Here is a 24853-nt window from a genome sequence, read left to right as displayed (position 1 = left end):
TTGTGCTTTATAAGTGCGTATCAAACCATTCAATCGTTTGTAACACAGCTGTTCGCGGGACTTTATGGTCGGCGTGTTCATCTCCGATAAATTGGAGGCGTTCCGGCTGTTCGCTGTAATGCGATTTAATCGTCTCATAAAATTTTCGGGTCGGCGCGTAAGGCACGACTTTATCTTTTGCGCCGTGCCAAAATAGTAGCGGGCGCTGGCGCAATTTCTCCGGCTGAAGGCTGAGATCCCGCATTTCGAGACGCTTCGTCAGCTCTTCTACCTTTTCTTCCGGCACCTCGATATCAATGCTCTGAGTTTGAATATGGTCAATCTGCTGCTGAAACAGTTCCACGTAATTCGGGCTCCCCATCAGGCTGACGCCGGCTTTTATCCAATCGTAAGCAGTCAGTGCGCCAAGCGTTGTGATGCCGCCCATTGACGTGCCGGCTAGCCCAATGCGGCCGCTGTCTATCAGGCCCTCACTTTCAAAGTGGGTTTTGAGTGCGCCGATCTCTTCAATCTCGTTGAGGACGATGTCCCAAAAATGGCCGGCCAGCTCTTCAACAGCCATTTGCCCACCTCGTTCGCCATGGTGCAGAGCCTCTGGCAGAATGGCTCTGAAGCCCTTCTCCGCCAGCAGATAAGCAATATGAAGATTGTGTTCTTTCGCGCTCGTAAAACCGTGGATAAAGATCACGAGAGGAACAGCGCGGTGCCTGTTCTCTTCCTTTACAATATGTAAAAACGGAATACCGGAAACGGTTTGATTTTCAATTTGGATCAAAATGTGTCCCTCCTTAGGATAACCATAATCATAAGTGTAACATGTAGACAATAAAGATGGTAAAAAGCTACACTGTAAGTAAGGCAAAACAAGCAAATTCTAAGATTAAAGGAGCTTTTCATGGAGACAAAACCCTATTTAATCGCATTAGACTTAGATGGAACGTTATTAAAGGATGATAAAACCATATCCGAAAACACCCTTCGGACGATACAGCGCCTAAAAGATGACGGGCATCATGTCTGCATCTCGACAGGCCGGCCATACCGTTCAAGTTCCATGTACTACCAGCAGATGGAGCTGACAACGCCGATTGTCAATTTTAACGGAGCATTTGTCCACCATCCGCAGGACGACAGCTGGGGACGGTACCATACCTCGCTGCCGCTTGATGTTGTCATGCAGCTGGTGGATATCAGCGAGAGATACAACGTACATAATGTGCTTGCTGAAGTCATTGACGACGTGTATTTTCATTACCATGACGAGCACTTGATTGATGCTTTTAACATGAATACAACAAATGTGACAGTCGGAGACTTGCGGGAAAATCTCGGTGAGGATGTTACATCTGTGCTCATTCATGCAAAAGAAGAAGATGTGCCGGCCATACGCTCCTATTTATCGGATGTACACGCCGAGGTGATCGATCACAGAAGATGGGCCGCGCCGTGGCATGTGATAGAAATTATTAAAAGCGGAATGAATAAAGCGGTCGGCCTTCAGAAAATAAGCGATTATTACAACGTGCCAAGGGAGCGGATCATTGCTTTCGGGGATGAGGATAACGATTTGGAAATGCTTGAATTCGCCGGCTGCGGCGTTGCGATGGGAAATGGAATTGACGCTGTCAAGCAGGTGGCCAACCGAACTACGGCTGCAAATGAAGAGGACGGCGTGGCAAAATTCTTGAAAGAATATTTCTCACTGTAAAGGCATGCCCGTATTAATTTTTGCCACTTATAAACCTGACTTTGCCCCACCATACTATTGAAGACGACTCATCTCGTCAAAGTATGGAAGGGGGCAGTCTCAAAATGGGTAAACGAAGCAAATCCAGAAGGTTTATTCACCAGGGTAAAGACTCCATCGGGCAACACGCCGCAAGATTTCCATATCGGTCTACTTTAGAAGAAGCTCACCAGCATGCCGCGGCACGAGACTCGGCTGAAAGGCAGTATGAATATTAATGAGAAATGAACTGTTTCAGCAGGCAAAATCATTTGTTCAACAGGCTGTCATGGTGACAAACGGCTTTGAGGAAGGCGATCAGGATCAAGCGATTCTGAGAGCCAAAAATGCTGTGTCTTCTGCGTACGCCAACTCGACAGATGCAGAACGTCGCCAGCTCCATCAGTTTCAGGATCAGCTGGACAAACTCCAATAAAAAAAGGCTATGGCGATTGATTCGCCATAGCCCTTTTATTTCACTTCAAACTGCTGAACAGCCTGAATCTGCTTGAGATTTTCCGCTCTGCCCTTAAATGTCACCTTCACCTCATAGGTTCCAGGCTCAGGGACTTCCTTCCATACATCAGAGAAATCGTACGTTTCTCCAGGTTCAAGTGTCAAGTTTTGAAAAGCCTGCGTAAACATTTTGTCTTTCGAATAACGGTATCTTTCTTTGCGCTCAGAATTATACACGACAAGTTCAAATTTTTGCCCTGTGCTAAATTGAAACTCGATCGCACGTTCACTTTGGTTCTTCAGCGACATGTTAAACTTGATTTGTTCAGGCTCCTGAATTACGTCAACAGATAAAACAACCTCTTGATTCTCCATTCCGCCTGATACCTCCTTATCGGGTTCTGTCTGCTCATCCTTCCCGCAGCCTATCAAAAGCAGCACGGGCAGGAGCATCACAAGCAGCCGTTTCACGACTTCCACCTGCTTTCGTCAGTCTTTTCTAAAGAAGCCAAAAATCCCAGTTGTTTGCACAATGTTTGTAAATGCTTTCGGATCGACTTCTTTGACGATCTTCTCTAAATCGTACAGTTCATACCTTGTGATGACGATAATCATCATCTCTTTCTGTTCATTCGTAAAGGCTCCTTTGGCCGGAACAGTGGTAATGCCGCGCACCATTTTTCCGTAAATGGCTTCCTTGATTTCGTCCGCTTTTTTCGTCACGATCATCGCCGTGAGCTTCATGTGGCGCGTGTGAATGGCATCGATCACCCTTGTTGTCACATACAGCGTAACCAGGGTATATAATGCTTTCTCCCAACCTTGCAATAATCCTGCCGTCAAGATGATAATCCCGTTTAGAATGAAGAAATACGTGCCGATGGGTTTATCCTTCCACTTTGCAAGCACCATGGCGACGATATCGAGCCCGCCTGTCGAAGCGCCGTATTTTAATGTTAAGCCGATACCGACCGCAGAAATGACACCGCCAAACACCGCGTTCAGCAAAATGTCATGTGACAGGCTTGTTTCGGGCAGGATTCCCATAAACAATGTAGTCAGCCCGACACTTAAAATACTGTACACCGTAAACGATTTGCCGACCTTCATCCATCCTAGAATACCGACCGGAATGTTTAAGAGGAACAAGAGCGTTCCCGTCGATATGTAAAAGGGGGCGTATTGAACAATGACGCTTGATAAAAGCTGGGCGACTCCCGTAAATCCGCTGGCATATACATCTGCGGGAATTAAAAATAAGTTCAGCCCGGCCGCATTAAGTAAAGCGCCGATGATGACGACGAGTAATTTTTTTGTTTGATCTAGTACCATGGCATGTTCCTCCGCTCTATCTTCTTTAATATGTTTTCCCTTAAAACAAATATTTGAACACGATTTTGGCAAATTAATATGATATAGTTGGCTTAACTCTTATGATAACGAGCGATAACAGAAAGAAGGGAAGCAATATGACAGTTCATCTCATCGCTGACAGCGCCGCCGATCTGCCCCGTTCTTACTTTGAAGAAAACGGCATTGGCTTTATTCCGCTCAGGGTTTCTCTCGGCGATAAAGAATTCGAGGATGCAGTCACGATTGATGCGGATCAAATATTTGAAGCGATGCAAAATGGAGAAACGCCTAAGACGTCCCAAGCTTCACCGCAAACGATTAAAAATGTATTTTTGCAATATGCCAAAACAGGTGAGCCCGCTCTTTACATTGCCTTTTCCTCAGGCCTTTCCGGCACGTATCAGACAGCTGTGATGATGGCCAATGAAGTGAAGGAGGAATTCCCCGATTTCGATTTGCGGGTCATCGATTCCAAATGCGCTTCATTAGGATACGGTCTGGCCGTCCGGCATGCCGCCGATCTCTGTATCAACGGGAATACAATACAAGAAATCGAAACGTCTGTAAAGAACTTTTGTGAACAGATTGAGCACATATTTACCGTTGATGATCTGACCTATCTTGCACGAGGAGGCCGCATCTCCAAAACATCTGCTTTTGTCGGCGGCCTGCTCAATATTAAACCGCTGCTTCAGATGGAGGACAGCAAGCTTGTGCCTCTGGAAAAAATCCGCGGACAGAAAAAACTTTTCAAACGGATCATCGAAATAATGAAAGAGCGCGGTGATGATTGGGGCAATCAAACCGTCGGAATCAGCTACGCCGCGGATGAAGATAAAGCCATTAGCATGAAACACTTAATTGAGGATGAGTTCAAGCCGAAAGAGATCATCATCCATTCAATCGGCTCTGCGATCGGGTCACACGCCGGCCCCGGCACATTGGCGATATTCTTTTCAAGAAAATGAACAAACAAAAACCTCCAGTATTTGGTGCAGTCTGGAGGTTTTATATCAATGTTTTCTTTACATACATGATGACTCCCGCTCCATATGCCAAAATCATAGGCGGAATCAGCTGGTCTTGTCCTTGAAACGAAATAAACCCGTTTAACAGAATAAATATCCCTGAATTCAGAAAAAAGTATCCCGCAATTCTAGCCAGACGGTCTTTGTCACGTATCCGGGACTCGCCGAAACCGGACAGTATCCATGTTTGCTTTTTTATTCCTGCCATATAAGCAATCCAAAAGAAAAGCCCCGCAATCAAGATCAATAAAAAATCGATCCGAACTTCCATGAACTCTCCCCCCTGTCTTTTCACTGACAAAACACTCTGTCTCCCGTAATGATACGTAACAACATTTTATTTGTGAAGTCCTTATATAAAAAATAGAAGGCGCGAGGCCTTCTATTTTTTCTCGTATGTCCATCCATTTTCCTGATACACTTTTCCGTTTTTCATTAAATGGCCGAGCGCGCGTTTAAAAGCGGCTTTGCTCATGTTAAAACGTTCTCTGATATCGTCAGGCTCGCTTTTGTCGCTATACGGCATAGCGCCGTTTCTTGTTCTCATATACGTCAGAATGTACTCGGCATCTATAGACAACGCATCCTGTTTTCTCGGAAGCAGCGACATGTTGACTGAACCGTCTTCTTTTACTTGAATCACCCGTCCCGTGATTCTTGAGCCGAGTCTTGGCTCCTCTTTTCTTTCTGACGGATGGATAAAACCGCGGATGCCGTCGTCCGTAATGATGAATGAACCCGTTGCGATCAATCTGTACACCGTACCTGTCAGCTCTTTATTCATCAGGTCTTCTGAGGCGTCAGTAAAGAGTTCGCTGATGATATCTTCCGGCGCTGGTTTCGCAAACATGCGCCCCCGGTTCGTCACCTTCAGCATACAGTAGAGCTTGTCGCCTTTTTGCGGCCAGACATCCTCGTATGGCGGCAAATGCTCAGTTGCGACAAGCGCATCCTTGGATAAGCCGACATCAACGAAAACGCCCATATCTTCCACTTTATCCACCACTTCGACCCAGCCGTACTCGTCCGCGCTGATGGACGGAATTTTCATCGTGGCCGCAAGTCTTTCCTGCTGGTCGACGTATATAAAGACCTCTACTTCGTCTCTGTCCTCGATATCCTCAGTTATTTCACTGTTATGTAAGAGAATCGTGTCTTCTCCATCGGTCAAAAAGTAACCGAAGTCGGTTTGGTGATCTATACTCAAGGTTAGTTGCTGCCCTGGTCTCATGCTATCGTCCTTCCTGTTCCGCTTGTTTTCCGCGGATTCTGTTAACATTTTTTCCAATCATCACAAATTGATTCTTTGTTCTGTTGGAAGTTTCTCTTTATTCTACTATAATCAACTCATAAGTTAAATGTTATGGAGGTTTTCATATGGCAAAAGAAAGTTCATTTGATATTGTATCCAAGGTCGAGTTGCCTGAAGTGCAAAACGCGATCCAAATCGCACTCAAGGAAATCAGCACACGCTATGACTTTAAAGGCAGCAAAAGCGATATTACTTTAGATAAAGAGGAGCTTGTCCTCGTTTCTGATGACGAATTTAAATTAAGCCAGCTGAAAGACGTGCTGGTCAGTAAATTGATTAAGCGAAACGTGCCGACAAAAAACATTGATTACGGCAAGATTGAAAGCGCGTCAGGCGGAACGGTGCGCCAGCGCGCCAAACTTGTTCAAGGCATTGACAAGGATAATGCCAAAAAAGTTAATGCGATCATCAAAAACTCCGGATTGAAAGTAAAGTCACAAGTGCAGGATGATCAAGTTCGTGTAACCGGTAAAAACAAGGATGATCTGCAGCAGATTATCACAGCAGTGAGAGGCGCAGATTTGCCAATTGACGTTCAATTTATAAATTTCAGATAAATTTTCTGAATCCTATTGATTATTGTCTTTATTTTCGGTAAATTTGGAGAAAGGGAAAAAGCCCCGCAGCTTTTGGCATTTCCTTATACGAAAACTTCATATCCGTTCTTATCAAGAGAAGCAGAGGGACTGGCCCGACGAAGCTTCAGCAACCGGTGTAATGGCGTTCAGCCATGACCAAGGTGCTAAATCCAGCAAGCTCGAACAGCTTGGAAGATAAGAAGAGACAAAATCACTGACAAAGTCTTCTTCTTAAGAGGACTTTTTTTATTTCTCTTTTTTCCTTGCTGAATGTGAATAAAGGAGGCAGACAATGGGACTTTTAGAAGATTTGCAAAAACAGGTGTTAATCGGTGACGGCGCCATGGGGACGCTCCTCTACTCCTACGGCATTGACAGGTGCTTTGAGGAACTCAACATTTCAAAGCCGGAGGAAATTCAGCGCATACATAAAGCGTACGTTGAGGCTGGAGCCAATATCATTCAAACAAATACGTACGGAGCCAATTATATTAAATTATCCAGGCACGGGCTTGAGGGTGACATTAAAAAAATGAATCAGGAGGCAGTGAAGATTGCGCGGGCTTCAGCAGGCGATGCGTACATTTTGGGGACAATGGGCGGCATCCGCACATTTAATAAAAACGCGTACAGCCTTGACGAAATCAAACGCAGCTTTCGCGAGCAGCTGTACCTGCTCCTGCATGAACAACCGGACGGCTTGCTGTTGGAGACGTATTATGATTTAGAAGAAGCCCGTGAAGTGCTGAAAATTGCGCGCAAAGAGACCGCCCTTCCGATTATGCTTAACGTCTCCATGCACGAGCAAGGTGTACTGCAGGACGGGACACCGCTTTCTGAAGCATTGCGGTCAATCGCGGATCTCGGGGCTGATATCGTCGGCATTAACTGCCGGCTCGGCCCTTATCACATGATTGAAGCGCTAAGCGAAGTGCCGATTTTTGATGATGTGTTTTTATCCGTTTATCCGAACAGCAGTCTTCCTTCGCTGGAAGAGGGACGGCTCGTCTATGAAACAGACGACACATATTTTCAAAACAGCGCCTTAGAATTCCGCAAGCAAGGCGCGCGGATTATCGGCGGTTGCTGCGGCACCACGCCAAATCACATTCAGGCAATGGCGGAAGCGGTTGGCGGGCTTGCCCCCATTACTGAAAAAGAAGTCAAAGTCCCTGCTAAAGAATGTATTTCTGTTCAGCATGAGCGGACAGAGCCCGGTTTAAATGAGATCGCAGTTGAAAAACGCTCCATCATCGTAGAGCTGGACCCGCCGAAAAAATTGAGCTTTGATACGTTTTTGTCCGCCGCTGCCGAATTGAAAGAAGCAGGAATCAACGCCCTGACGCTCGCCGACAATTCTCTGGCTACTCCGCGAATCAGCAATGTTGCCTGCGGCGCTCTTGTGAAGCAGCAGCTCGATATGCGCTCCCTTGTCCATATTACATGCCGTGACCGAAACATTATCGGCTTGCAGTCACATTTAATGGGCCTTGATACGTTAGGGCTGAATGACGTGCTGGCCATTACAGGCGACCCTTCTAAAATCGGGGATTTTCCGGGAGCGACGTCTGTGTATGATTTAACATCCTTTGATTTAATCAGGCTGATCAAACAATTCAACGAAGGGCTGTCCCTGTCTGGAAAACCGCTTGGCAAGAAAACGAATTTCTCAGTCGCCGCCGCATTTAATCCTAACGTGCGCCATCTGGATAAAGCGGTAAAACGGCTTGAGAAAAAAATAGATTGCGGCGCCGATTATTTTGTTTCACAGCCTGTCTATTCCGAGCAGCAGCTCGTCGACATCCATAACGAAACAAAGCATCTGAAGACGCCGATCTATATCGGCATTATGCCGCTCACAAGCAGCCGGAACGCTGAATTCATCCACAATGAAATCCCAGGCATTAAGCTGTCTGACTCTATTCGCGAAAAAATGGCTCTCGCCGGCGAGGATAAAGAGAAACAAAAAGCGGAAGGCCTTGCGATTGCACGCTCCCTGTTGGATACGGCATGCGAGCTGTTTAACGGCATCTATTTGATCACGCCTTTTCTCAGATCTGACTTGACCGCTGAGCTCACATCGTATATCCAGCAAAAGGATGAGCAGCGCCAAAATATCTATTTGCATTAATACTAGAGACCGCCTGAACCAATCAGGCGGTCTATTTTTACCGCATTCGTGTTACGATATAAAAAAGCCATTTTTGAGGAGAAACATCATGCTCGTAGTCAAAACCATTTTCGCGGAAGATACATACGACACCCTGCAAAAACCGGTAGACAAAGGCGTGCAGGCAGTATGGCACAATGCAAGACAACTTGTCTAAGGCTGCTACGCAAAGCTTGGCTGGGAACCGTTTGAGCTTCCTTCCCGGCATTGGCACACATGTTGTGATGTACAAAACACTCGGAAGAAGCAGGTGACCTGTATGAAGATAGCAGATGAGCTGATTGAGCTTCACGAAAAACATACCCCCGGTCTATTGCGGCTTTGCAGGCAAGCCGGGTGGCCGGATTATGGCGAACAAGAACTGAAAATGCTTGTCCAACAAGGACGCTTTTTCGGTTATCAAAATGACCGCGGAGACCTCATTTCCTGCATCGGCTTGTTTTTGTTTGGCCGTCTTGCTTCAATCGGACTCGTCATCGTGGATAAGGAATACAAACGGCTCGGTCTCGGGCGGCGGATGGTAAACGCGTGCATCAGCCAAACGGATGAAAGCACATCCATCAGGCTTTGCGCCACAACAGAAGGTTTGCCTCTTTATGAAAAAGCAGGTTTTCATACGGCGGGGTCAGTCCGAAAGTACAGCTGTCACAGGTTTCAACCGATTGAAAAGCGAGATTTCCTTGAAGCTGAACTGACCTCCTTTCGAGAACAAGACTTTCAAGCATTAGCCGCTGCCGACCTGGCGGCTTTTGGGGGAGATCGGTCAAACCTTCTGCAACAGCTTATTTCCGCTTCAGAGGAATGTATCATCGCCAGAAACAACGAGGGGCATCTGATTGGCTACGGCCTATCTGTACAGACACCTGCCAACTTGAAATTCGGACCCGTCATTGCGCCATCATCGGACATTGCTGAACGACTACTCAACAGGCTGGCCGCCGGCAAACAAGGTCCGATGCGCATCGATATACCAGCAGAACACACATCGTTTCATGACAGGCTGATAAAAATGGGATTTCAAGGAGACGCAGAGGCACCGCTTATGCTTTACCAGGAAAAGATGCTACCTGACCAGAATGGACATTTATATGCGTTGATTTCACAGGCGCTCGGTTAACCCTCTTTTTTCCCGAACAGGCAGTTTCTGTTCGGTTTTTTGCTGTCTAAACGTTGAATAAACGAAGCTATCAGGGACATTCTAAGCAGAAGAAAAGGAGTGTGCTCTGAGATGGAATCATCAAAACAAAATAACGGAATGACGATTGTTGCAATTGGTTCAATTCCTTTAATATTAACACTTGGAAACTCAATGCTAATTCCGATTTTGCCAAAAATGAAATCTGAACTTCATTTATCACAATTTCAAGTCAGTCTCGTGATCACAGTATTTTCCTTGATTGCGGCGTTCGCCATTCCGATTGTCGGTTATCTCGCAGACCGGTTCTCAAGGAAAATCATCATTATTCCCTGCTTATTTCTGTATGGTGCCGGCGGCTTGTTAGCCGGATTTGCCGCAGGTTTTTTTGACAATGCCTACCCTTGGGTCATGGCAGGACGGGCGCTTCAAGGAATCGGGGCAGCCGGAACCGGCCCGATTGCCATGGCGCTGACGGGGGATCTGTTTAAAGGCGCCCAGGAAAGCAAGGTGCTCGGCCTCGTTGAAGCTTCAAACGGCATGGGGAAAGTGCTTTCGCCAATCATCGGCTCCCTTATCGCCCTGCTTGTCTGGTATGGCGCGTTTTTTGCCTTCCCTGTGTTTTGCATCATTTCGATCGTGCTGACTTGGGTTTTTATTAAAGAAAAGAAAAAGGAAAAAGAACCGCCCCCGATCGGAAAATACGCGAAAGGCCTGTTAAGTGTTTTTAAACATGAAGGCAGATGGCTATTTACCGCTTATTTAGCCGGTGCGACTTGTTTGTTTACCTTGTTCGGGATCCTTTTTTACCTATCTGATGTCCTTGAAAAAACGTACGATACCGACGGCGTCAAAAAAGGCTTGATTTTGGCGATTCCGCTTTTGGTCATGTGTGTGACGTCCTATATAACCGGAAGCAAAATCGGGAAAAAGCAATCGCTGATGAAAAAGCTGATCGTCCTTGGATTGGCTTTTATGACGGTTTCTTACGCGTCATTGTCTTTCATTGAAAATCTTGTGTTCTTTATCAGCGTTCTCGTGTTAAGCAGTATAGGGTCCGGCCTTGTCCTTCCTTGTGTGAACAGCTTTATTACCGGGGCTGTCGGTAAAGAAAGACGGGGATTTGTGACCTCGCTGTACGGATCGGTTCGCTTCTTGGGGGTTGCCATCGGGCCTCCCATTTTCGGCCGCCTCATGCAATGGTCCAGACCCGGCATGTTTTTAAGCATTGCGGGATTGACGCTTGTTGTCGGCATTCTCGTGATGTTGCTCATCCATGTGAATCAAAACAAAGAAGACACAAAGGAAAAAGAAGATTCTAAAAAGGCTGGCAATCGACTTCAGCCTGCTGAGGAAAGGTAGTATCAGTTTGAAAATCGAACGGGTTGAGACCTTTCCGCTTTTGCATCGATTGAAAGAGCCGTACGGAGACGCAAACGGATTCAAACAGTATCGAACTTGCTATCTCATCAGAATTGTCACAGAAAGCGGGATTGACGGCTGGGGAGAGTGCGTTGATTGGCTCCCGACTCTCCATGTCGGTTTTACCAAACGGATCATTCCTTATCTTTTAGGAAAACAGGCCGGCAGCCGCCTGCCATTAGTGCGCACGATTCAGAAATGGCATCAGCGCGCGGCCTCCGCCGTGAGCATGGCGCTGACAGAGATTGCGGCCAAAGCTGCGGATTGTTCGGTTTGCGAACTATGGGGCGGGCGGTACAGAGAAGAGATCCCTGTGTACGCCTCTTTTCAATCGTATTCAGATCACCCGCAATGGATCAGCCGTTCTGTTTCCCATGTAGAGCAGCAGTTAAAAAAAGGCTTTAAGCAAATCAAAGTCAAAATTGGCGGGACTGCATTTGAGGAAGATCTTCGGCACATTAACGCCCTGCAGCATACGGCCAGCAGCTCCATGACGATGATTCTGGACGCAAACCAAAGCTACGACGCCGCGGCCGCTTTCAAATGGGAACCTTATATTTCAGAGTGGATGAACATTGGCTGGTTTGAGGAGCCTTTGCCCTTTGATCAGCCGCAGGATTACGCGCTGCTCCGCAGCCGTTTATCTGTTCCAGTTGCCGGGGGAGAAAACATGAAAGGAGCGGCTCAATTTGCCTCCCTTCTTTCACAGCGGTGCTTGGATATGATTCAGCCTGATGTCATGCATGTCAATGGGATCGATGAGTTCCGGGACTGCCTCCAGCTCGCGCGTTATTTCGGCGTCAGAGCATCTGCACATGCCTATGATGGATCGCTTTCACGCCTATATGCTTTATTTGCGCAGGCCTGCCTGACCCCATGGTCTAAAATGAAAAGTGACCAAATTGAACCGATTGAGTGGGACGTCATGGAGAATCCTTTTACAGATCTCATCAGCCTTCAGCCTTCAAAAGGAATGGTCCACATTCCGAAAGGCAAAGGCATTGGCTTAGACATCAATATGGACATCATCAGCCGCTATAAGTGGGATGGCTCAGCCTATTAAGCTGGGCCATTTCCTTTTTTGCAGACATAAATCTTGGACAGCCTCATAAAATGGAAACAGCGGACAAGTCTTTTCATAAAGGAGCAATTGACGTAATGGCTGAACTGCTGATGAAAGCAAAACTCACGTTTATGATTGTCGTAGGCGGCGTACTACAGGGACTCGGCATGTCCTTGTTTTTATTTCCGCATGATATTCCGACAGGCGGGGCAGCAGGTATTGCGGTGCTATTGCATTATCTGTTTCAGATTCCCCATGGCTTTTCAGTATGGGCCGTGAATGTGTCGATGCTTTTTACCGCTTTAAAATGGCTGGAGATGAGAACATTCACCGGCACCCTCGCCTCGATTACCGTCACCTCTGTCTCGGTATTGATCTTTGATGCGATTGTTCCGGATATCACATCAAACTTATGGATTGATCTGGCAAGCGGCGCTGTGTTATTGGGACTCGGTATCGGACTTTTATACAAATATAAAATTTCAAACGGAGGATTCGGAGCCCTTGCTCTGATGATTTCCATTTATCGGGGAGGCAATCCCGGAACGATCCTGCTCATCATGAATTGCATCATTTTTATGGTGACCGCTTCAATTATTGACTGGGGCATCGTGTTTCAAGCCCTGATATGCCAAGTGATATCAACAAGAGTCATTGATTTTATCTATAACATCCGCCTGACTTCCCTTCCCTATCTCACGCCTATGTACCGCCATAAAAAATAATAGGCAGAGGCTCTCAGTAGGCGAGAGCCCCGCAGCCACCGTTTTACAAATAAAAGGTATCGGATCTTAACCCTAAACGCAGCGTCTCCAACGCGATCGCATCTTGAAACGGGATGTTGGCCAGATTCACATTCGACCCGACCCTTTGGATAAACCCCTGCTGGAGCGTTTTGTTCGGCGCTTCAAAAATCAGCCTTGTGATATCAATATCCGAGGAAATGATGTCATCAACAATTTGAAACCGGACATCCCCGCTGCTGGAACAGATTCCGCCTGTCCCGCTTTCCCTTGCCTCCGTCATCACTTTTTCCGCACCCGCTTCCATATCCTCAACGATATACTCAAGCCATTCCTCGGAGCTTTGCCGGCTTGATAATTCCGCGTCCTTGCTGCCCACCTCGCTCAGCACAAGAAATTCATCAGAAAAATCTGCAATATAAGCCGCTTTCTCTTTATTTGTCATTGGAAGCGTGCCATTTGAAATTTCGATATATTCACAGCCGAAATAGGTGCAGTACCGATGAAATTCATTCACTTTTTTCTGGCTTACATACTTCTCAAACAGTGTGCCGCCAAAGAAAAATTGAATGTCGTGCTCTTTCAGCGTGCTGATTTTTTCTTCAAGGTCTTTCGTAAGTAATGATGTGCCCCAACCGAATTTCACAAAATCAATATAGTCAGACGCCGCGGTGATGACATCTTTGAAATATTGCAAAGGATAGCCGTTATCAATTAAAATGGTCTGCCCGGTTTCTCTCGGCTTGCTTGTTCTCACTGGCAATTCTAGTGAAAAATCATTCATATTATGACCCTCTCTATCGTAGGAACTTCTCTTTCTTGTCTCACTTTCATGACAAACTCGCCTGCCAATTCTTTTGTGCAATAGGCGATGTCTTCTGGATCAAACAATGGCTGGCGGCGGTCAAAAAATTTCTCCGCAACAGTAGAGCGATTGATTCTTTCAATCGCCTCCGCAGCCGTTACCTCATTTGTCCCTTCAATGATGCCCTTTATATACTGCGCACACGCCATGTCGTCATCACCTGACGGATGGGAAGCGACAATGTTGATCACGCAATTCTTTTCGCCAAGCGTTTTCACGTGCTCTGCCGTTGTTCTGGCGTTGGAAAATCCAGTCACGAACAGGTGCTTGGCGTTCAGCGCCCCTAACGCCGCTGTGACGCCGTTTGTTGTTTTCTGGATCAGGCGCTTATCCGCCATGTCCTGCTCCGCCATGCGTTTTGGCGAATTATCCAAATCAAATCCGCTGATACCGACCCCCTTTTCTTCTCCCGTCAATACGTAATCCGGATAGGTGTTTTTCAGTGCAAAGGCTTCGTCAGCTGTCCGGACCAAGTAAATCTCTTTCGCCCCGCCGATAAACGCATAATGGGCGACCGTAAAGGCTCTGATGACATCAATGACGATATGAATATCCCCCGGGGCAAGCGTATGATGATGCCCCTGATAAATGGTAATCGGCATAATACCTCTCCTTGGGCATAAAACCATTTTGCTTAAAAGCATATTCAGGCGGTCTCTTAATGGTTCCGCTCCTCATTTTAGGCGCGGGCCGCACCTGAAAAACCTGAACCTTTATGCAAAACATGAATAGTCTGCCTATAACTCGATCAATAGATAAAAAAACAGAGATGCAAACGGGGGGAAAACGTTGAGGGAGCAAATCATCACTTATGACACGTGGAACGACACGCTGTCCAAACAGATAACAGATCAATTGATCGATGAGCTCGATGTGTTGAAATGGGCTTTCCGAACATACGGGGATAAGATTGTGTACGCGTGCAGCTTTGGCGCAGAAGGAATGGTGCTACTCGATCTCATATCAAAAATCAACAAAAACGCGCACATCATCTTTTTGGATACAGGGCTGCATTTTCACGAAACGTATGAGCTGATCGAGACCGTCAAAGAGCGATATCCGGCATTTACAATCCAGCTGCTCAAACCCGAGCTCAGCTTAAAAGAGCAGGAAACAAAATACGGTGGAGAACTGTGGAAGCATAACCCGAATTTCTGCTGCCAATTAAGAAAAATTGAACCGCTGCAAAAGCACCTGTCCGGCATGACAGCTTGGATTTCGGGACTGCGCCGTGAGCAATCACCCACGAGAAAGCATATTCAATACGTGAATCTTGACCTGAAGTTCAAACTGATCAAAATTTGCCCGCTCATCCACTGGACATGGGATGACGTTTGGACGTACATCCGCCTGCACCATTTGCCTTATAACAAACTGCACGATCAACATTACCCGAGCATAGGCTGTGAAATGTGTACGTTGCCTTCCTCGGACCCGGACGATGAGAGGGCCGGAAGATGGGCCGGACGGGAGAAAACAGAATGCGGCCTGCATCAAGATTAATGGCCGGCATGTCTTTGTTAAGGGATTGAAAACATGTTGAGCGCTGCTAAAGCTTTCAGCAAGCGCAGATAAGAAAACAAAGCAAACGTAAAAATGGAGGTTGAACACGTTGAATGAAAACGAACCCCATGGAGGGGTGTTAATCAACCGCTGCGATCCCGCATGCCATTTTGAAGGGTGCACGTGCGAAGCGGAGCTGGACCAACTTGCACTGAGCGACCTGGAGCTTATCGCGATCGGCGGCTACAGCCCGTTAACTGGTTTTTTGGGAGAAAAAGATTATCATTCTGTTGTGAAAGAAATGAGGCTGGCAAACGGATTGCCGTGGAGCCTGCCGATTACGCTAACGGTCAAGGAAGAAACAGCAAACAAGCTGTCTGCCGGAGATCGTGTCAAGCTTGTGAGAGACGGCGTTGCCTACGGCATGATCACAGTCACTGATATTTACCGGCCTGATAAAACACAAGAAGCGCTGTCTGTTTATAAAACAACCGATCCTGCCCACCCAGGCGTAAAAAAATTGCTGGAGCGTCAGGATTACTATATCGGAGGGCCTGTCACGGTCAGCCGCCTTCCCGACAAATCCTTCGAACAGTTCTATGCGGCGCCTGCCGAAACAAGAGCGGCCTTTACAAAACTCGGCTGGAAAACGATTGTTGGTTTTCAAACCAGAAACCCTGTTCACAGAGCGCATGAATATATTCAAAAAACAGCGTTGGAAACGGTCGACGGTCTGCTGCTTCACCCGCTTGTCGGAGAAACGAAGTCAGACGATATCCCGAGTGATATCAGAATGGAGAGCTACCAGGTTTTGCTTGATCACTATTATCCAAAGGATCGTGTCATGTTATCGGTTTTCCCTGCCGCCATGCGGTATGCAGGTCCGCGTGAAGCGATTTTCCATGCGCTCGTCCGCAAAAATTACGGCTGCACCCATTTTATTGTAGGCCGAGATCATGCGGGTGTCGGCAGCTATTACGGAACGTACGACGCGCAACATATTTTTCAATCATTCACAGAAGAGGAGCTGGGCATCAAGCCGCTGTTTTTTGAACACAGCTTTTACTGCCGGAAATGTGGAAACATGGGCACCTCAAAAACGTGTCCGCACAGCCCAAGAGACCACATCCACTTATCGGGCACAAAAGTGAGAGAGCTTCTTCGCCAAGGCAAAAAGCCGCCTAAAGAATTCAGCCGGCCTGAGGTCGCCAACGTGCTGATCAAGGGACTTCATCAACAGCCTGTTGCGATCCAGCAAAACAACGGGGGATTGCAATGACTCACAAACCGAACATCATTTGGCACCCCGCTGCCATTTCAAAGTCTGACAGACAATCCTTAAACGGACACAAAAGCTGCGTCCTCTGGTTTACCGGGCTGTCAGGCTCAGGAAAATCGGTGCTGGCCAATGCCGTTGATGAAAAGCTGTACCGGATGGGCATTCAGAGCTATGTGCTTGACGGCGATAATATCCGCCACGGCTTAAACAAAGACCTTGGTTTTCAGACTGAAGACAGAATTGAAAACATCCGCCGGATCGGAGAAGTGTCGAAGCTGTTTGTCGATAGCGGGCAAATGATTTTAACGGCTTTTATTTCTCCATTCAGAGAAGACCGTGACATGGTCAGAGCGCTCTTTCCTCAAGGAGAATTCTTTGAAATTTACGTAAAATGCCCGCTGCATGTCTGTGAACAGCGCGATCCGAAGGGGCTTTATCAAAAAGCGCGAAACGGAGAGATCAAACATTTTACCGGGATCGATTCTCCGTATGAAGCGCCGCTTTCACCGGACTTCATCATTGAATCAGACCAGATCTCTATTTCCGATGGAGCTGACATCATCATTACGGAACTGCAAACCAAAGGCATCATAAAAAAACCCGAATGATATCGGGTTTTTTCTTATGATTTGGCGAATTGCGCAATCAAACGGTTCATCTTCTCTTTTTCCTCATAAAAAGCGCCGTGCCCGCTGTTTGCAAACGGAACCAATTCCGACTGCTTGATGCCACGCTTCAATTCTTTCGCGAAATCAAACGGCGCAATTTGATCCTTGCTCCCGTGCAGGATCAGTGCTGGAACTTTGATTGACACAAGATCCTTTCTGAGATCCTCGTCTCTTAATGCATGGCCTGAGCGGATCGTCCCGTAGGAGGAAGCCTCCAGCATCAAATTGAGAAACCACCCCCTGAGCTCTGGTGATACCTCTTTCTCAAAAAATCGTTTCCCTAAATCATCCAGCGTTTTTGGCCGATCCATTTTGAATTGTTCAATCATATCGTCAATATCCTGCTTCCTCATCCCGTACGGATAACCCGGGCGTTTTGTAAATGCGGGCGCCGCTGCTGACAATAAAATCAGCTTATCAATATCCGCTCCATCATGCCTTGCCATATAACGGATGGCAATGGCGCCGCCCATCGAAAAACCGGCAAGCACCGCGTCCTCAAGCTGCAGCGTATAAATGACTGCCTTCACATCGTCGGCCATCGTATCATAATCGTAGCCTTCCCAAGGGCGGTCAGATTGCCCATATCCCCGGAAATCAATGCCAATAAAACGAAATCCTCTTTTCGGAAGCTCATTCATTTGATATTCAAACATCTTATGATTCAACGGCCACCCGTGCAAAAAGATGATCGGCCTTCCATGCCCGATATCCTCTACAAACAATGTGACATGCTCCTCGGTTTTGACGTAATGCCCCATTCCGCATTCCTCCTGTTCCCTTTTCTTTCCCGGCCTGTAAACGCCTTGACGCACAGGAAGCTTTCCATTTATGCTTACAAAACAAGCGGGCTGCTGTACCAAGAAAAGGCTCTTCACGATTCACTATATGTAGCAATCCCCGTAACGATCTATTAAATTGATCCCGGAGACTTCTGGTTTTCGGGCAGCAAAGGATGTCATCGCATGAATAAAATAGTGATTCAAAAACCGCACATACCGGAAAGCCTGCAAACCGCAGATTTTCATGAAACCGTGACACAGGATGATGTGGTCAGCATGCATTTGTTTGAAAATTGTACAATCTGCGGTGCAGATATTGAAAGACTTTGTATCGAAAAATCGATATTTAGAAATGTCGTATTTATTGATGTGTCTTTCCGGCATATTGAACTGACCGATGTGGTCTTTGAAAAATGTGATCTGTCAAACGCCGATTTCAGCGGGGCTGTCATTCACAGAACTTCCATTAAGCAATCCAAAATGGTTGGAATGAATGCAGCGGACTCAACGCTGCGGAATGTTTCGTTCGAGGAGTGCCACGGACATTTCAGTTCTTTTTCGTACTCAAATATGAAACAGGTTCGTTTTGCGCACTGTACCCTTATGCAAAGCGAGTGCAGCAATTTGACGCTCCAGCAGACACACTTTGACGGATGCGAACTGGAAAGCGCCAACTTTACCGGCACATCCCTTCAGAACATGGACATCAGCACGTGCCGTTTTGACCAGCTTCACGTCTCCCTCGACAAATTGAAAGGCTGTAAAATCGCGCCGGAGCACGCGATGGCTTTCGCCAGGGCGCTTGGAGCTGTCGTAGTATAACAAATGCTTAAGACATCATCAGGCGGCGGGCTGTATCAGCTGCCGCTTGAATGCCCGTTTCCAAATCCGCAAGAGATGCATAGGAATATGACAGCCTGATGCTGCTTCGCTCTTCGCCGTTATAAATAGAACCGGGATTCACCAGCACCTGCTGTTTCAGCAGTTCATGAAAGAAATGGCTGACAGGCAAGGGTTTGTGAAATGTCACCCATATATAAAAGCCGCCGGCGGGAATCCGCCACGTGGCGATGTCTCCGGCATACCGCTTGAGAAACTGAACTGCCGCGTCTCTCTTTTGTTTTAAGACCCCGCGTATCCAAGTCAGATGCTTTTCATAATGCCCCTGCGACAGCCATTCGGCGGCCGCCCACTGGGACAATCCGCTCGAGCCGTAGTCTGTCTGCATTTTAATGTCGGCCAGCCGTTCAATGACCGGCTCCGATCCGGCCAGCCAACCGATTCGAAGGCCAGGGCTCACTGTTTTTGAAAACGTGCCCACATATAAAACATTGCCTTCATGATCCATTGCTTTTAACGGCTGTGCCGGTTTTTCTTCAAACCATAAATCACCGTACGCATCATCCTCAATAATCGGTAGCTGCTCTTTTTTTGACAGGCCGATGATCTCTTTCCTTCGCTGCTCTGACATGACAGTGCCCGTCGGATTATGAAACGACGGTATGGTGTAAAGCAGCTGTCCCCCGTATTGTTTTCGATAAGAAGAAACCAGCCCCGTTTTGATTCCCGATTCATCCATCGGCAAGCCGCGAAGCCGCATCCCCGCTGATTGAAACACATGCAATGATTGAAGGTAGGACGGCTTTTCGGTCAAAATGACAGAACCTCGTTTTAAAAGCCCGATCGAGATGAGCTGAAGCGCCTGAAGTGCGCCGGACACAATGAAAATCGCTGACGGTGATACATGGATCTGCTTGCTTTTCAAATGATCCGCCACTGCCTCCCTCAACTTAGGATTTCCTTTCGGCTGCTCGTATCCTAAAGACAGGGCGTGCGGATTGATCTGCTGAAACATCCGGCGCATTGTGTCAACAGGCAGCAGATCCGGTGAAAGCTCCCCTGTGCCTAATCTGATGATATCCGCTCTTGGTTCGTTTTGATGAATCCCCTGAATGATAGAAGAATTTGGGTGATGAATGCCCGAACGGACGTAATCGTTCCAATCGAGCGGAGGCTCAGCCGCCAGCACGCTCCACGTACTGTTTACAACCTTCGTGCCCCCGCCCCTTCTCCCCTCTAACAGGCCTTGAGAAGTGAGTTCATCAATGGCTGCTGTCACTGTGCTGCGGTTCACTTGAAACATATCGGCCAGCGTTCTCTGCGAAGGAATTTTCGTCCCCACAGCCCACTCTCCGTGAAGAATTTTATCTTTCATGTATTGTTCGATCTGCCGATGCAGCGGAACATCCGAATATCGGCTTGGCTGCCATTGCGTCAAGGTCATCCCCCCTCTTTTCTTCACATTATACATTTGGCTGGTTCTCATCCCAACCAAATGGCCGGTGACTCGGGAAAAAATCTCCCTTATGATTGAAAAAACAGATGTGAAAGGAGTTTTTTCCGCATGAATGCAATCATTCACGGAGTTGTGCTTGCCTTTGGCCTCATTTTGCCGCTGGGAGCGCAGAATGTATTTATTTTTCAGCAAGGGGCGTGGCAAAGGCATATTTGGCGGGCACTTCCTGCCATCATCAGCGCTTCTGTCTGCGATACTCTGTTAATTGTTTTAGCTGTTGCTGGCGTATCTGTCATCGTCCAGCAGCTGCCTGTGTTTGAAACAGTGATGATGGCCGGCGGATTTTTGTTTCTCCTCTATATGGGCTGGGTGACTTGGAACAGCCGTCCGGAAGCAAACCAAAATGAGGAAAATACGTTCACAGCTAAAAAACAAGCTGCGTTTGCGGCCGCCGTTTCTCTTTTAAATCCGCACGCTATTCTGGACACGATCGGCGTCATTGGCACGAGCTCGCTCCAATACTCTGGGAATGAGAAATGGCTCTTTATGACCGCATGCATCGCTGTGTCTTGGATTTGGTTTATCAGTCTTGCGATAGCGGGACGGCTGTTTCAGACAATGGATACAAGCGGCAGGCTTATGCTGATCGTAAACAAATGCTCGGCAGTTGTAATGTGGATAGCAGCAGGATATTTCGGGGTATCATTATTCAGAAATTAAAGGGAAAACAAAAGAGACAGCGAATGTCATAGAAAAGGAGGCAATGCTGATGACTGATGCTAAACAGTTTTATGACTACCACGCGTGGGCAAACAAGCGAATATTCAATCATATCGAAAACCTGCCAGAGGAAACAGCTTATCAAGAAGTACAAAGCGTATTCCCTTCTATCAGCGATGTGCTGCTTCATATGTGCAGGGCTGACTACATTTGGCTGAAGACTCTTTCAGGAGCAACCTACCAAGAGGTCTTAGACAGCGTCGGAAAATTCGAGGCCGCGCATCGTAATTTGGCAGTGATAAAAGAGCATGTTTCTGAACTGGAGGCACAGTATCACAATTTCTTCAGCCGCCAGACGGACTTTGAACAGCAGGTCTTATTTCAGCATCCGACACACGGGACACTGGCAACAACTTATACAGGGGTCATCCTGCATGTCGTCAATCACGGCACGTATCATAGAGGGAACGTGACCGCTATGCTGAGACAGCTTGGCCATTCAGGCGTACCTACTGATTATGTGTACTATTTATATGAAAAGAAAGAAAGCAAGGGCTAAACTGTCCTTGCTTTTTTGATCGCAAAGAGGTACGTGCGGGAGTGCTGACGCCTATAAACGAATATGAGCACGATTCACATCCAGCTGTACAGGCCTGCCGGATCGATACGAATGGGTCGCGGCAATGCCGACTTCTAAATTGATCGTTGCATCGACATCTGTCACAATCGGTGTTTTTCCATCCCGCACACACTCAGCAAAATGCTGCAGTTCTAAGCAGTAGGCTTCATGAAAACGAGTTTGAAAGTCTGGGATAATATCATAGCTGCTCCCTTTAGACGTCAGGATGGTCACATGTTGATTTCTCAATGTTCCTATGAAAATACTGCCCTCTGTCCCGATAACTTCCGCCCGGATGTCATGTCCGTATGGAGAGGTTCTGCTTGCCTCGACGTCCCCCGCTGCGCCGGAGTCAAATTCGATATACGTCAGCGCCTGATCGACATCACCATACTGCTCCATAAACGGGTTGTTCAGGATCCTGCCGTGTCCGGAAACAGAAGTGATTTCCGCTTTCAACAAATAACGGGCGATATCATAGTCATGGATGGAGCAGTCTATAAAGATCCCGCCGCTGTGTTTGATAAACGCTGCCGGAGGCGCTCCCTGGTCACGCGTAAAGCCTTTATAATAGATGGGTTTGCCGATTTCTCCAGCGTCGATCCGCCGTTTGGCATCTGCGTACGCGGGATCGAATCGCCTCATAAAGCCGACTTGGCAAATGACGCCGGTCTCTTTCACTTTTTCAGAAACCGCTTTTGATTCCTCAAGGCTTAATGTTAACGGTTTTTCAACGAAGATGTGCTTTCCGTTCTCCGCTGCTTTGATGATCATATCGCCATGTGTGCTTGTCGGCGTTACGATAATGACAGCGTCAATGCCGGGATCTTCTAACAGCTCATTCGGGTCTTCAGACCATTTATCGATACCGAATTCTTTGGCAACCTGCTCCGCTCTCCCTTTCATCGGATCAGCGACACTGACCAGCTTTGCTCCCGAAACACGGGTGACGAGATTTTTCGCATGATCATAGCCGAGCCGTCCTAATCCTAATACCGCGCATCTTACTTGATGTTCCACGTCCCATCCTCTCCTTTACCGCATTTTTGAACCGCTTTAGGAAAGCGCTTTCTTCCAATAGCTAAAAAAACAGCGCTCCAAACCGCTTTCACACCTTGCGCAAGCGCTTTCTCAAAAGGTGGTTTCATTTTACAATGTCTTATGCCTGCACGCAATATGTTTTTTGGCTTCAACTGTCAACATGAAAAAACCCGCTCATTAGCGGGCTCGTGTTTTGAGCGTTGATGTGGAATGCCTGACCACAAGCTCAGGCGGCAGCACGATTTTTTGTTTCATCTTTCGTTTTCCTTCGATGGCTTCGGCCAGCAGCTCGATGACGCACTGCCCCATATCTTTAATCGGCTGGGCCACGGTCGTCAGGGGCGGGGCCGCCATTTCTGCAAGTATTGTGTTATCAAAACCGATGATGGAAAGGTCATCCGGCACTTTTATGCCTCTTATCCTCGCAGCTTGTATGGCGGCGCAGGCCAGTACGTCGTTGAAGGCAAAAATAGCCGTCGGGGCGTTCCTGTCCAGCAATTTTCCCGCTTCTTCTTTGCCGCTTTCCAAAGAAAACCGCGTCGGAACGATAAGCGATTCATCGACAGGCACGTTCGCCTCCTCCATCGCCTGGCGGAAGCCTTTGATCCTGTTTTTTTCTCCCGTTGTTGATCCGTCCCCAACAATGCAGGCGATGTTCGTATGCCCGAGTGACAGCAGGTGCTTGGCTGCCTCATAACCGCCGCGAACGTCATCCATGACAACGATATCCATCGGAAGCAGCGGCTTATCCTGCGAAATCATCGCAAGCGGAATTTGTTCGCTGGCGATTTCCTCCAAAGCAGACATGCTGTCATGATTCTCAATCCCAGTCGCAAAAATAATGCCGTCCACTTTTTTTTGCTTCAGCACTGAAAAATACTTTGTTTCTTTTTTCGGATCGTAATCAGTGCTGCAAATCATCATTTGAAAACCGAGCTCATCCACCTTTTCCTCAATGCTTTTGGCCAGTTCGCCGTAAAACGGATTTGAAATATCTGGCGTCACAAGCGCAATCATATTCGTTCGTTTTCCCGTCAACGCCGCGGCATGGACATTGGGCGTATACGCCATTTCCTTCATGACATTCATCACCTTCTGCCGCGTTTTGCCGCTGATTCTGCCGGTATTGTTAATGACACGCGACACCGTCGTAATCGAGACCCCCGCCGCCCTTGCCACATCGTAAATGGTCGTTTTCATATTCATCCCTCGTCTGTTTATTGAACTTTCCGGCTGACAATTTTCCGGTATTCAATTGGTGAAATGCCTTCTATCTGCTTAAAGAGTTTGGAAAAGTATGTCGGGTCTTCCATTCCGACCGTTTCCGCAATGACGCCCATTTTATCGTTTGTAGAGGATAGAAGACGCTTCGCTTCCGTCATTCTCACCCGGTTCGTGTATTGTGCCGGGGTAACGCCGAGCACCTGTTGCATGCAGCGGCTCACATAATCCTGATGATAGTGAAGGGCGAGTGATAGATCTTTGATTGTCGTTTTTTCCTTATAATGCTCCTGTAAGTACCGGGCCGCCTCCCAGGCAACCCGCTCTTTCGCAGACGGAATTTGAAACGCCTCTTTTTGAAGATGCAGCATCAGCTCCTCAAATAAGATTTGTTTTCTAAGCGGCAAATCGGAGTTTTCCGCGGAGTAATCGATCAGCCTTTCAAACTGCTGCGCCATAAACTGCGGGCGCTGCACCTTGCCTTTTCTCGGCAAAGCCAGTCCGTAGCGGGCCGGCTCCACGAAGCTCCCTTTCTCCTGTTGCAGCTCAGACCAATTGCTGCCTCCCTTTGCCGTCAATTCATATCGGTTTTCATCAAAGTGAAGCCAATAATAGGAGGTCGCTTCATCACTGCCCTTCGTTCCATAGTGTTCAAGACCGGGAGAAAGCAAGATGTACTCGCCTCCCTCTACAGAGAACGATTGTTCATTTTCCGTTATATATAACGTTCCCTGCTTGACGTATATCAGGTCAAACACAGAGAATACGCGTTTTACATGGGTTTCTCCCCTTTTAAAAACCCCTTCTCCGGCTGCGATAAATACCGGGAATGGGGGAACTGTAAACTGGATGCGGGGCATTTTGATCATCCTC

At 47.4% G+C, this 24853-nt stretch carries 27 protein-coding genes, 1 pseudogene and 1 riboswitch; of the genes and pseudogenes, 16 read left to right on the top strand and 12 right to left on the bottom strand.

Annotated elements, in window-relative coordinates; translation table 11 throughout:
* Nucleotides 1-7: 7 nt before the first annotated feature.
* On the bottom strand, nucleotides 8-775 hold the full coding sequence (locus M1D98_RS05830) for a prolyl oligopeptidase family serine peptidase (protein WP_456280092.1): 768 nt from the start codon (nucleotides 773-775) through the stop codon (nucleotides 8-10).
* Nucleotides 776-895: 120 nt separating this feature from the next.
* Here M1D98_RS05830 and yitU point away from each other — a divergent pair, with 120 nt between their 5' ends.
* From yitU to M1D98_RS05815, 3 genes are all read left to right on the top strand, one after another.
* Nucleotides 896-1708: a 5-amino-6-(5-phospho-D-ribitylamino)uracil phosphatase YitU gene (yitU, locus tag M1D98_RS05825; protein WP_121642301.1), complete on the top strand. Its 813-nt coding sequence runs from the start codon at nucleotides 896-898 to the stop codon at nucleotides 1706-1708.
* Between the two features lie 104 nt (nucleotides 1709-1812).
* Nucleotides 1813-1965 carry a hypothetical protein gene (locus tag M1D98_RS05820; protein WP_010329347.1) on the top strand — a complete coding sequence of 51 codons (153 nt, stop codon included), beginning with the start codon at nucleotides 1813-1815 and terminating at the stop codon, nucleotides 1963-1965.
* Complete coding sequence (locus M1D98_RS05815) at nucleotides 1965-2162, top strand: DUF3813 domain-containing protein (protein ID WP_010329346.1); 198 nt, start codon at nucleotides 1965-1967, stop codon at nucleotides 2160-2162. Before M1D98_RS05820 ends, M1D98_RS05815 begins: the two co-directional genes overlap by 1 nt.
* A 35-nt stretch (nucleotides 2163-2197) precedes the next feature.
* Here the strand turns inward: M1D98_RS05815 and M1D98_RS05810 are convergent, their stop codons facing one another.
* Together M1D98_RS05810 and M1D98_RS05805 are read right to left on the bottom strand one after the other, a co-directional pair.
* Nucleotides 2198-2653, bottom strand: a complete 456-nt coding sequence (locus M1D98_RS05810; RefSeq protein ID WP_456280091.1) for a BsuPI-related putative proteinase inhibitor — start codon at nucleotides 2651-2653, stop codon at nucleotides 2198-2200.
* Nucleotides 2654-2671: 18 nt separating this feature from the next.
* Nucleotides 2672-3514, bottom strand: a complete 843-nt coding sequence (locus tag M1D98_RS05805; RefSeq protein ID WP_010329344.1) for a YitT family protein — start codon at nucleotides 3512-3514, stop codon at nucleotides 2672-2674.
* Nucleotides 3515-3651: 137 nt separating this feature from the next.
* On the opposite strand from M1D98_RS05805, the gene M1D98_RS05800 reads away from it, so the two are divergent.
* Nucleotides 3652-4503: a DegV family protein gene (locus M1D98_RS05800; RefSeq protein ID WP_010329343.1), complete on the top strand. Its 852-nt coding sequence runs from the start codon at nucleotides 3652-3654 to the stop codon at nucleotides 4501-4503.
* A 40-nt stretch (nucleotides 4504-4543) separates the two neighbouring features.
* Here the strand turns inward: M1D98_RS05800 and M1D98_RS05795 are convergent, their stop codons facing one another.
* Both M1D98_RS05795 and M1D98_RS05790 read right to left on the bottom strand, forming a co-directional pair.
* On the bottom strand, nucleotides 4544-4834 hold the full coding sequence (locus M1D98_RS05795; protein ID WP_010329340.1) for a DUF3784 domain-containing protein: 291 nt from the start codon (nucleotides 4832-4834) through the stop codon (nucleotides 4544-4546).
* Between the two features lie 111 nt (nucleotides 4835-4945).
* Nucleotides 4946-5842 (bottom strand): CvfB family protein, encoded by an 897-nt coding sequence (locus M1D98_RS05790; RefSeq protein WP_082246333.1) that lies wholly within the window; start codon nucleotides 5840-5842, stop codon nucleotides 4946-4948.
* A 98-nt stretch (nucleotides 5843-5940) separates the two neighbouring features.
* Between M1D98_RS05790 and M1D98_RS05785 the strand changes: the two genes are divergently transcribed.
* The 6 genes from M1D98_RS05785 to M1D98_RS05760 all read left to right on the top strand — a co-directional run bounded on the left by M1D98_RS05785 (nucleotide 5941) and on the right by M1D98_RS05760 (nucleotide 12968).
* Nucleotides 5941-6432 carry a YajQ family cyclic di-GMP-binding protein gene (locus M1D98_RS05785; protein WP_010329338.1) on the top strand — a complete coding sequence of 164 codons (492 nt, stop codon included), beginning with the start codon at nucleotides 5941-5943 and terminating at the stop codon, nucleotides 6430-6432.
* A 105-nt stretch (nucleotides 6433-6537) separates the two neighbouring features.
* Nucleotides 6538-6655: riboswitch (SAM riboswitch) on the top strand.
* Between the two features lie 90 nt (nucleotides 6656-6745).
* Nucleotides 6746-8584 (top strand): bifunctional homocysteine S-methyltransferase/methylenetetrahydrofolate reductase, encoded by a 1839-nt coding sequence (locus M1D98_RS05780; protein WP_456280090.1) that lies wholly within the window; start codon nucleotides 6746-6748, stop codon nucleotides 8582-8584.
* Between the two features lie 298 nt (nucleotides 8585-8882).
* Complete coding sequence (locus tag M1D98_RS05775) at nucleotides 8883-9740, top strand: GNAT family N-acetyltransferase (protein WP_456280089.1); 858 nt, start codon at nucleotides 8883-8885, stop codon at nucleotides 9738-9740.
* A gap of 111 nt (nucleotides 9741-9851) precedes the next feature.
* On the top strand, nucleotides 9852-11120 hold the full coding sequence (locus tag M1D98_RS05770; RefSeq protein ID WP_010329335.1) for an MFS transporter: 1269 nt from the start codon (nucleotides 9852-9854) through the stop codon (nucleotides 11118-11120).
* A 7-nt stretch (nucleotides 11121-11127) separates the two neighbouring features.
* Nucleotides 11128-12243 carry a mandelate racemase/muconate lactonizing enzyme family protein gene (locus M1D98_RS05765; protein WP_456280088.1) on the top strand — a complete coding sequence of 372 codons (1116 nt, stop codon included), beginning with the start codon at nucleotides 11128-11130 and terminating at the stop codon, nucleotides 12241-12243.
* A 95-nt stretch (nucleotides 12244-12338) separates the two neighbouring features.
* A complete protein-coding gene (locus M1D98_RS05760) occupies nucleotides 12339-12968 on the top strand; it encodes a YitT family protein (protein WP_026014477.1) in 630 nt (209 codons plus the stop codon).
* 43 nt (nucleotides 12969-13011) lie between these two features.
* Here the strand turns inward: M1D98_RS05760 and M1D98_RS05755 are convergent, their stop codons facing one another.
* A complete protein-coding gene (locus M1D98_RS05755) occupies nucleotides 13012-13770 on the bottom strand; it encodes a phosphosulfolactate synthase (protein WP_010329332.1) in 759 nt (252 codons plus the stop codon).
* Nucleotides 13767-14453: a 2-phosphosulfolactate phosphatase gene (locus M1D98_RS05750; RefSeq protein WP_456280087.1), complete on the bottom strand. Its 687-nt coding sequence runs from the start codon at nucleotides 14451-14453 to the stop codon at nucleotides 13767-13769. Before M1D98_RS05750 ends, M1D98_RS05755 begins: the two co-directional genes overlap by 4 nt.
* 187 nt (nucleotides 14454-14640) lie before the next feature.
* On the opposite strand from M1D98_RS05750, the gene M1D98_RS05745 reads away from it, so the two are divergent.
* The 3 genes from M1D98_RS05745 (at nucleotide 14641) to cysC (ending at nucleotide 17241) form a co-directional block, all read left to right on the top strand.
* Entirely contained in the window at nucleotides 14641-15354 is a 714-nt protein-coding gene (locus tag M1D98_RS05745; RefSeq protein ID WP_121642295.1) for a phosphoadenylyl-sulfate reductase, read from the top strand.
* A 109-nt stretch (nucleotides 15355-15463) separates the two neighbouring features.
* Nucleotides 15464-16633, top strand: a complete 1170-nt coding sequence (gene sat / locus M1D98_RS05740; RefSeq protein WP_268537731.1) for a sulfate adenylyltransferase — start codon at nucleotides 15464-15466, stop codon at nucleotides 16631-16633.
* Nucleotides 16630-17241 carry an adenylyl-sulfate kinase gene (cysC, locus tag M1D98_RS05735; protein WP_121642293.1) on the top strand — a complete coding sequence of 204 codons (612 nt, stop codon included), beginning with the start codon at nucleotides 16630-16632 and terminating at the stop codon, nucleotides 17239-17241. Before sat ends, cysC begins: the two co-directional genes overlap by 4 nt.
* Before the next feature lie 14 nt (nucleotides 17242-17255).
* On the opposite strand, the gene M1D98_RS05730 is transcribed toward cysC, so the two are convergent.
* Nucleotides 17256-18062, bottom strand: a complete 807-nt coding sequence (locus tag M1D98_RS05730; protein WP_268551651.1) for an alpha/beta fold hydrolase — start codon at nucleotides 18060-18062, stop codon at nucleotides 17256-17258.
* A 204-nt stretch (nucleotides 18063-18266) separates the two neighbouring features.
* On the opposite strand from M1D98_RS05730, the gene M1D98_RS05725 reads away from it, so the two are divergent.
* Entirely contained in the window at nucleotides 18267-18905 is a 639-nt protein-coding gene (locus tag M1D98_RS05725) for a pentapeptide repeat-containing protein (RefSeq protein WP_456280086.1), read from the top strand.
* 7 nt (nucleotides 18906-18912) lie between these two features.
* On the opposite strand, the gene pdxR is transcribed toward M1D98_RS05725, so the two are convergent.
* A complete protein-coding gene (gene pdxR, locus M1D98_RS05720; RefSeq protein WP_456280085.1) occupies nucleotides 18913-20367 on the bottom strand; it encodes a MocR-like pyridoxine biosynthesis transcription factor PdxR in 1455 nt (484 codons plus the stop codon).
* A gap of 82 nt (nucleotides 20368-20449) precedes the next feature.
* On the opposite strand from pdxR, the pseudogene M1D98_RS05715 reads away from it, so the two are divergent.
* Together M1D98_RS05715 and M1D98_RS05710 are read left to right on the top strand one after the other, a co-directional pair.
* Nucleotides 20450-21099, top strand: a pseudogene (locus tag M1D98_RS05715) (LysE/ArgO family amino acid transporter).
* Nucleotides 21100-21148: 49 nt separating this feature from the next.
* Nucleotides 21149-21658, top strand: a complete 510-nt coding sequence (locus M1D98_RS05710) for a DinB family protein (RefSeq protein ID WP_456280084.1) — start codon at nucleotides 21149-21151, stop codon at nucleotides 21656-21658.
* A 51-nt stretch (nucleotides 21659-21709) separates the two neighbouring features.
* Here M1D98_RS05710 and M1D98_RS05705 read toward each other — a convergent pair whose 3' ends face one another.
* From M1D98_RS05705 to M1D98_RS05695, 3 genes are all read right to left on the bottom strand, one after another.
* Nucleotides 21710-22738, bottom strand: coding sequence for a Gfo/Idh/MocA family oxidoreductase (locus M1D98_RS05705; RefSeq protein WP_121642287.1), 1029 nt, complete (start codon nucleotides 22736-22738; stop codon nucleotides 21710-21712).
* A gap of 198 nt (nucleotides 22739-22936) precedes the next feature.
* Complete coding sequence (locus M1D98_RS05700) at nucleotides 22937-23959, bottom strand: LacI family DNA-binding transcriptional regulator (RefSeq protein ID WP_456280083.1); 1023 nt, start codon at nucleotides 23957-23959, stop codon at nucleotides 22937-22939.
* Between the two features lie 17 nt (nucleotides 23960-23976).
* Entirely contained in the window at nucleotides 23977-24840 is an 864-nt protein-coding gene (locus M1D98_RS05695; protein WP_010329320.1) for an AraC family transcriptional regulator, read from the bottom strand.
* Between the last annotated feature and the right edge of the window lie 13 nt (nucleotides 24841-24853).

The sequence above is a fragment of the Bacillus sp. K7 genome (genome assembly GCF_053903245.1).
Note: the sequence above shows the minus strand (reverse complement) of the source record. Positions and strands in the feature narration are given on the sequence as shown.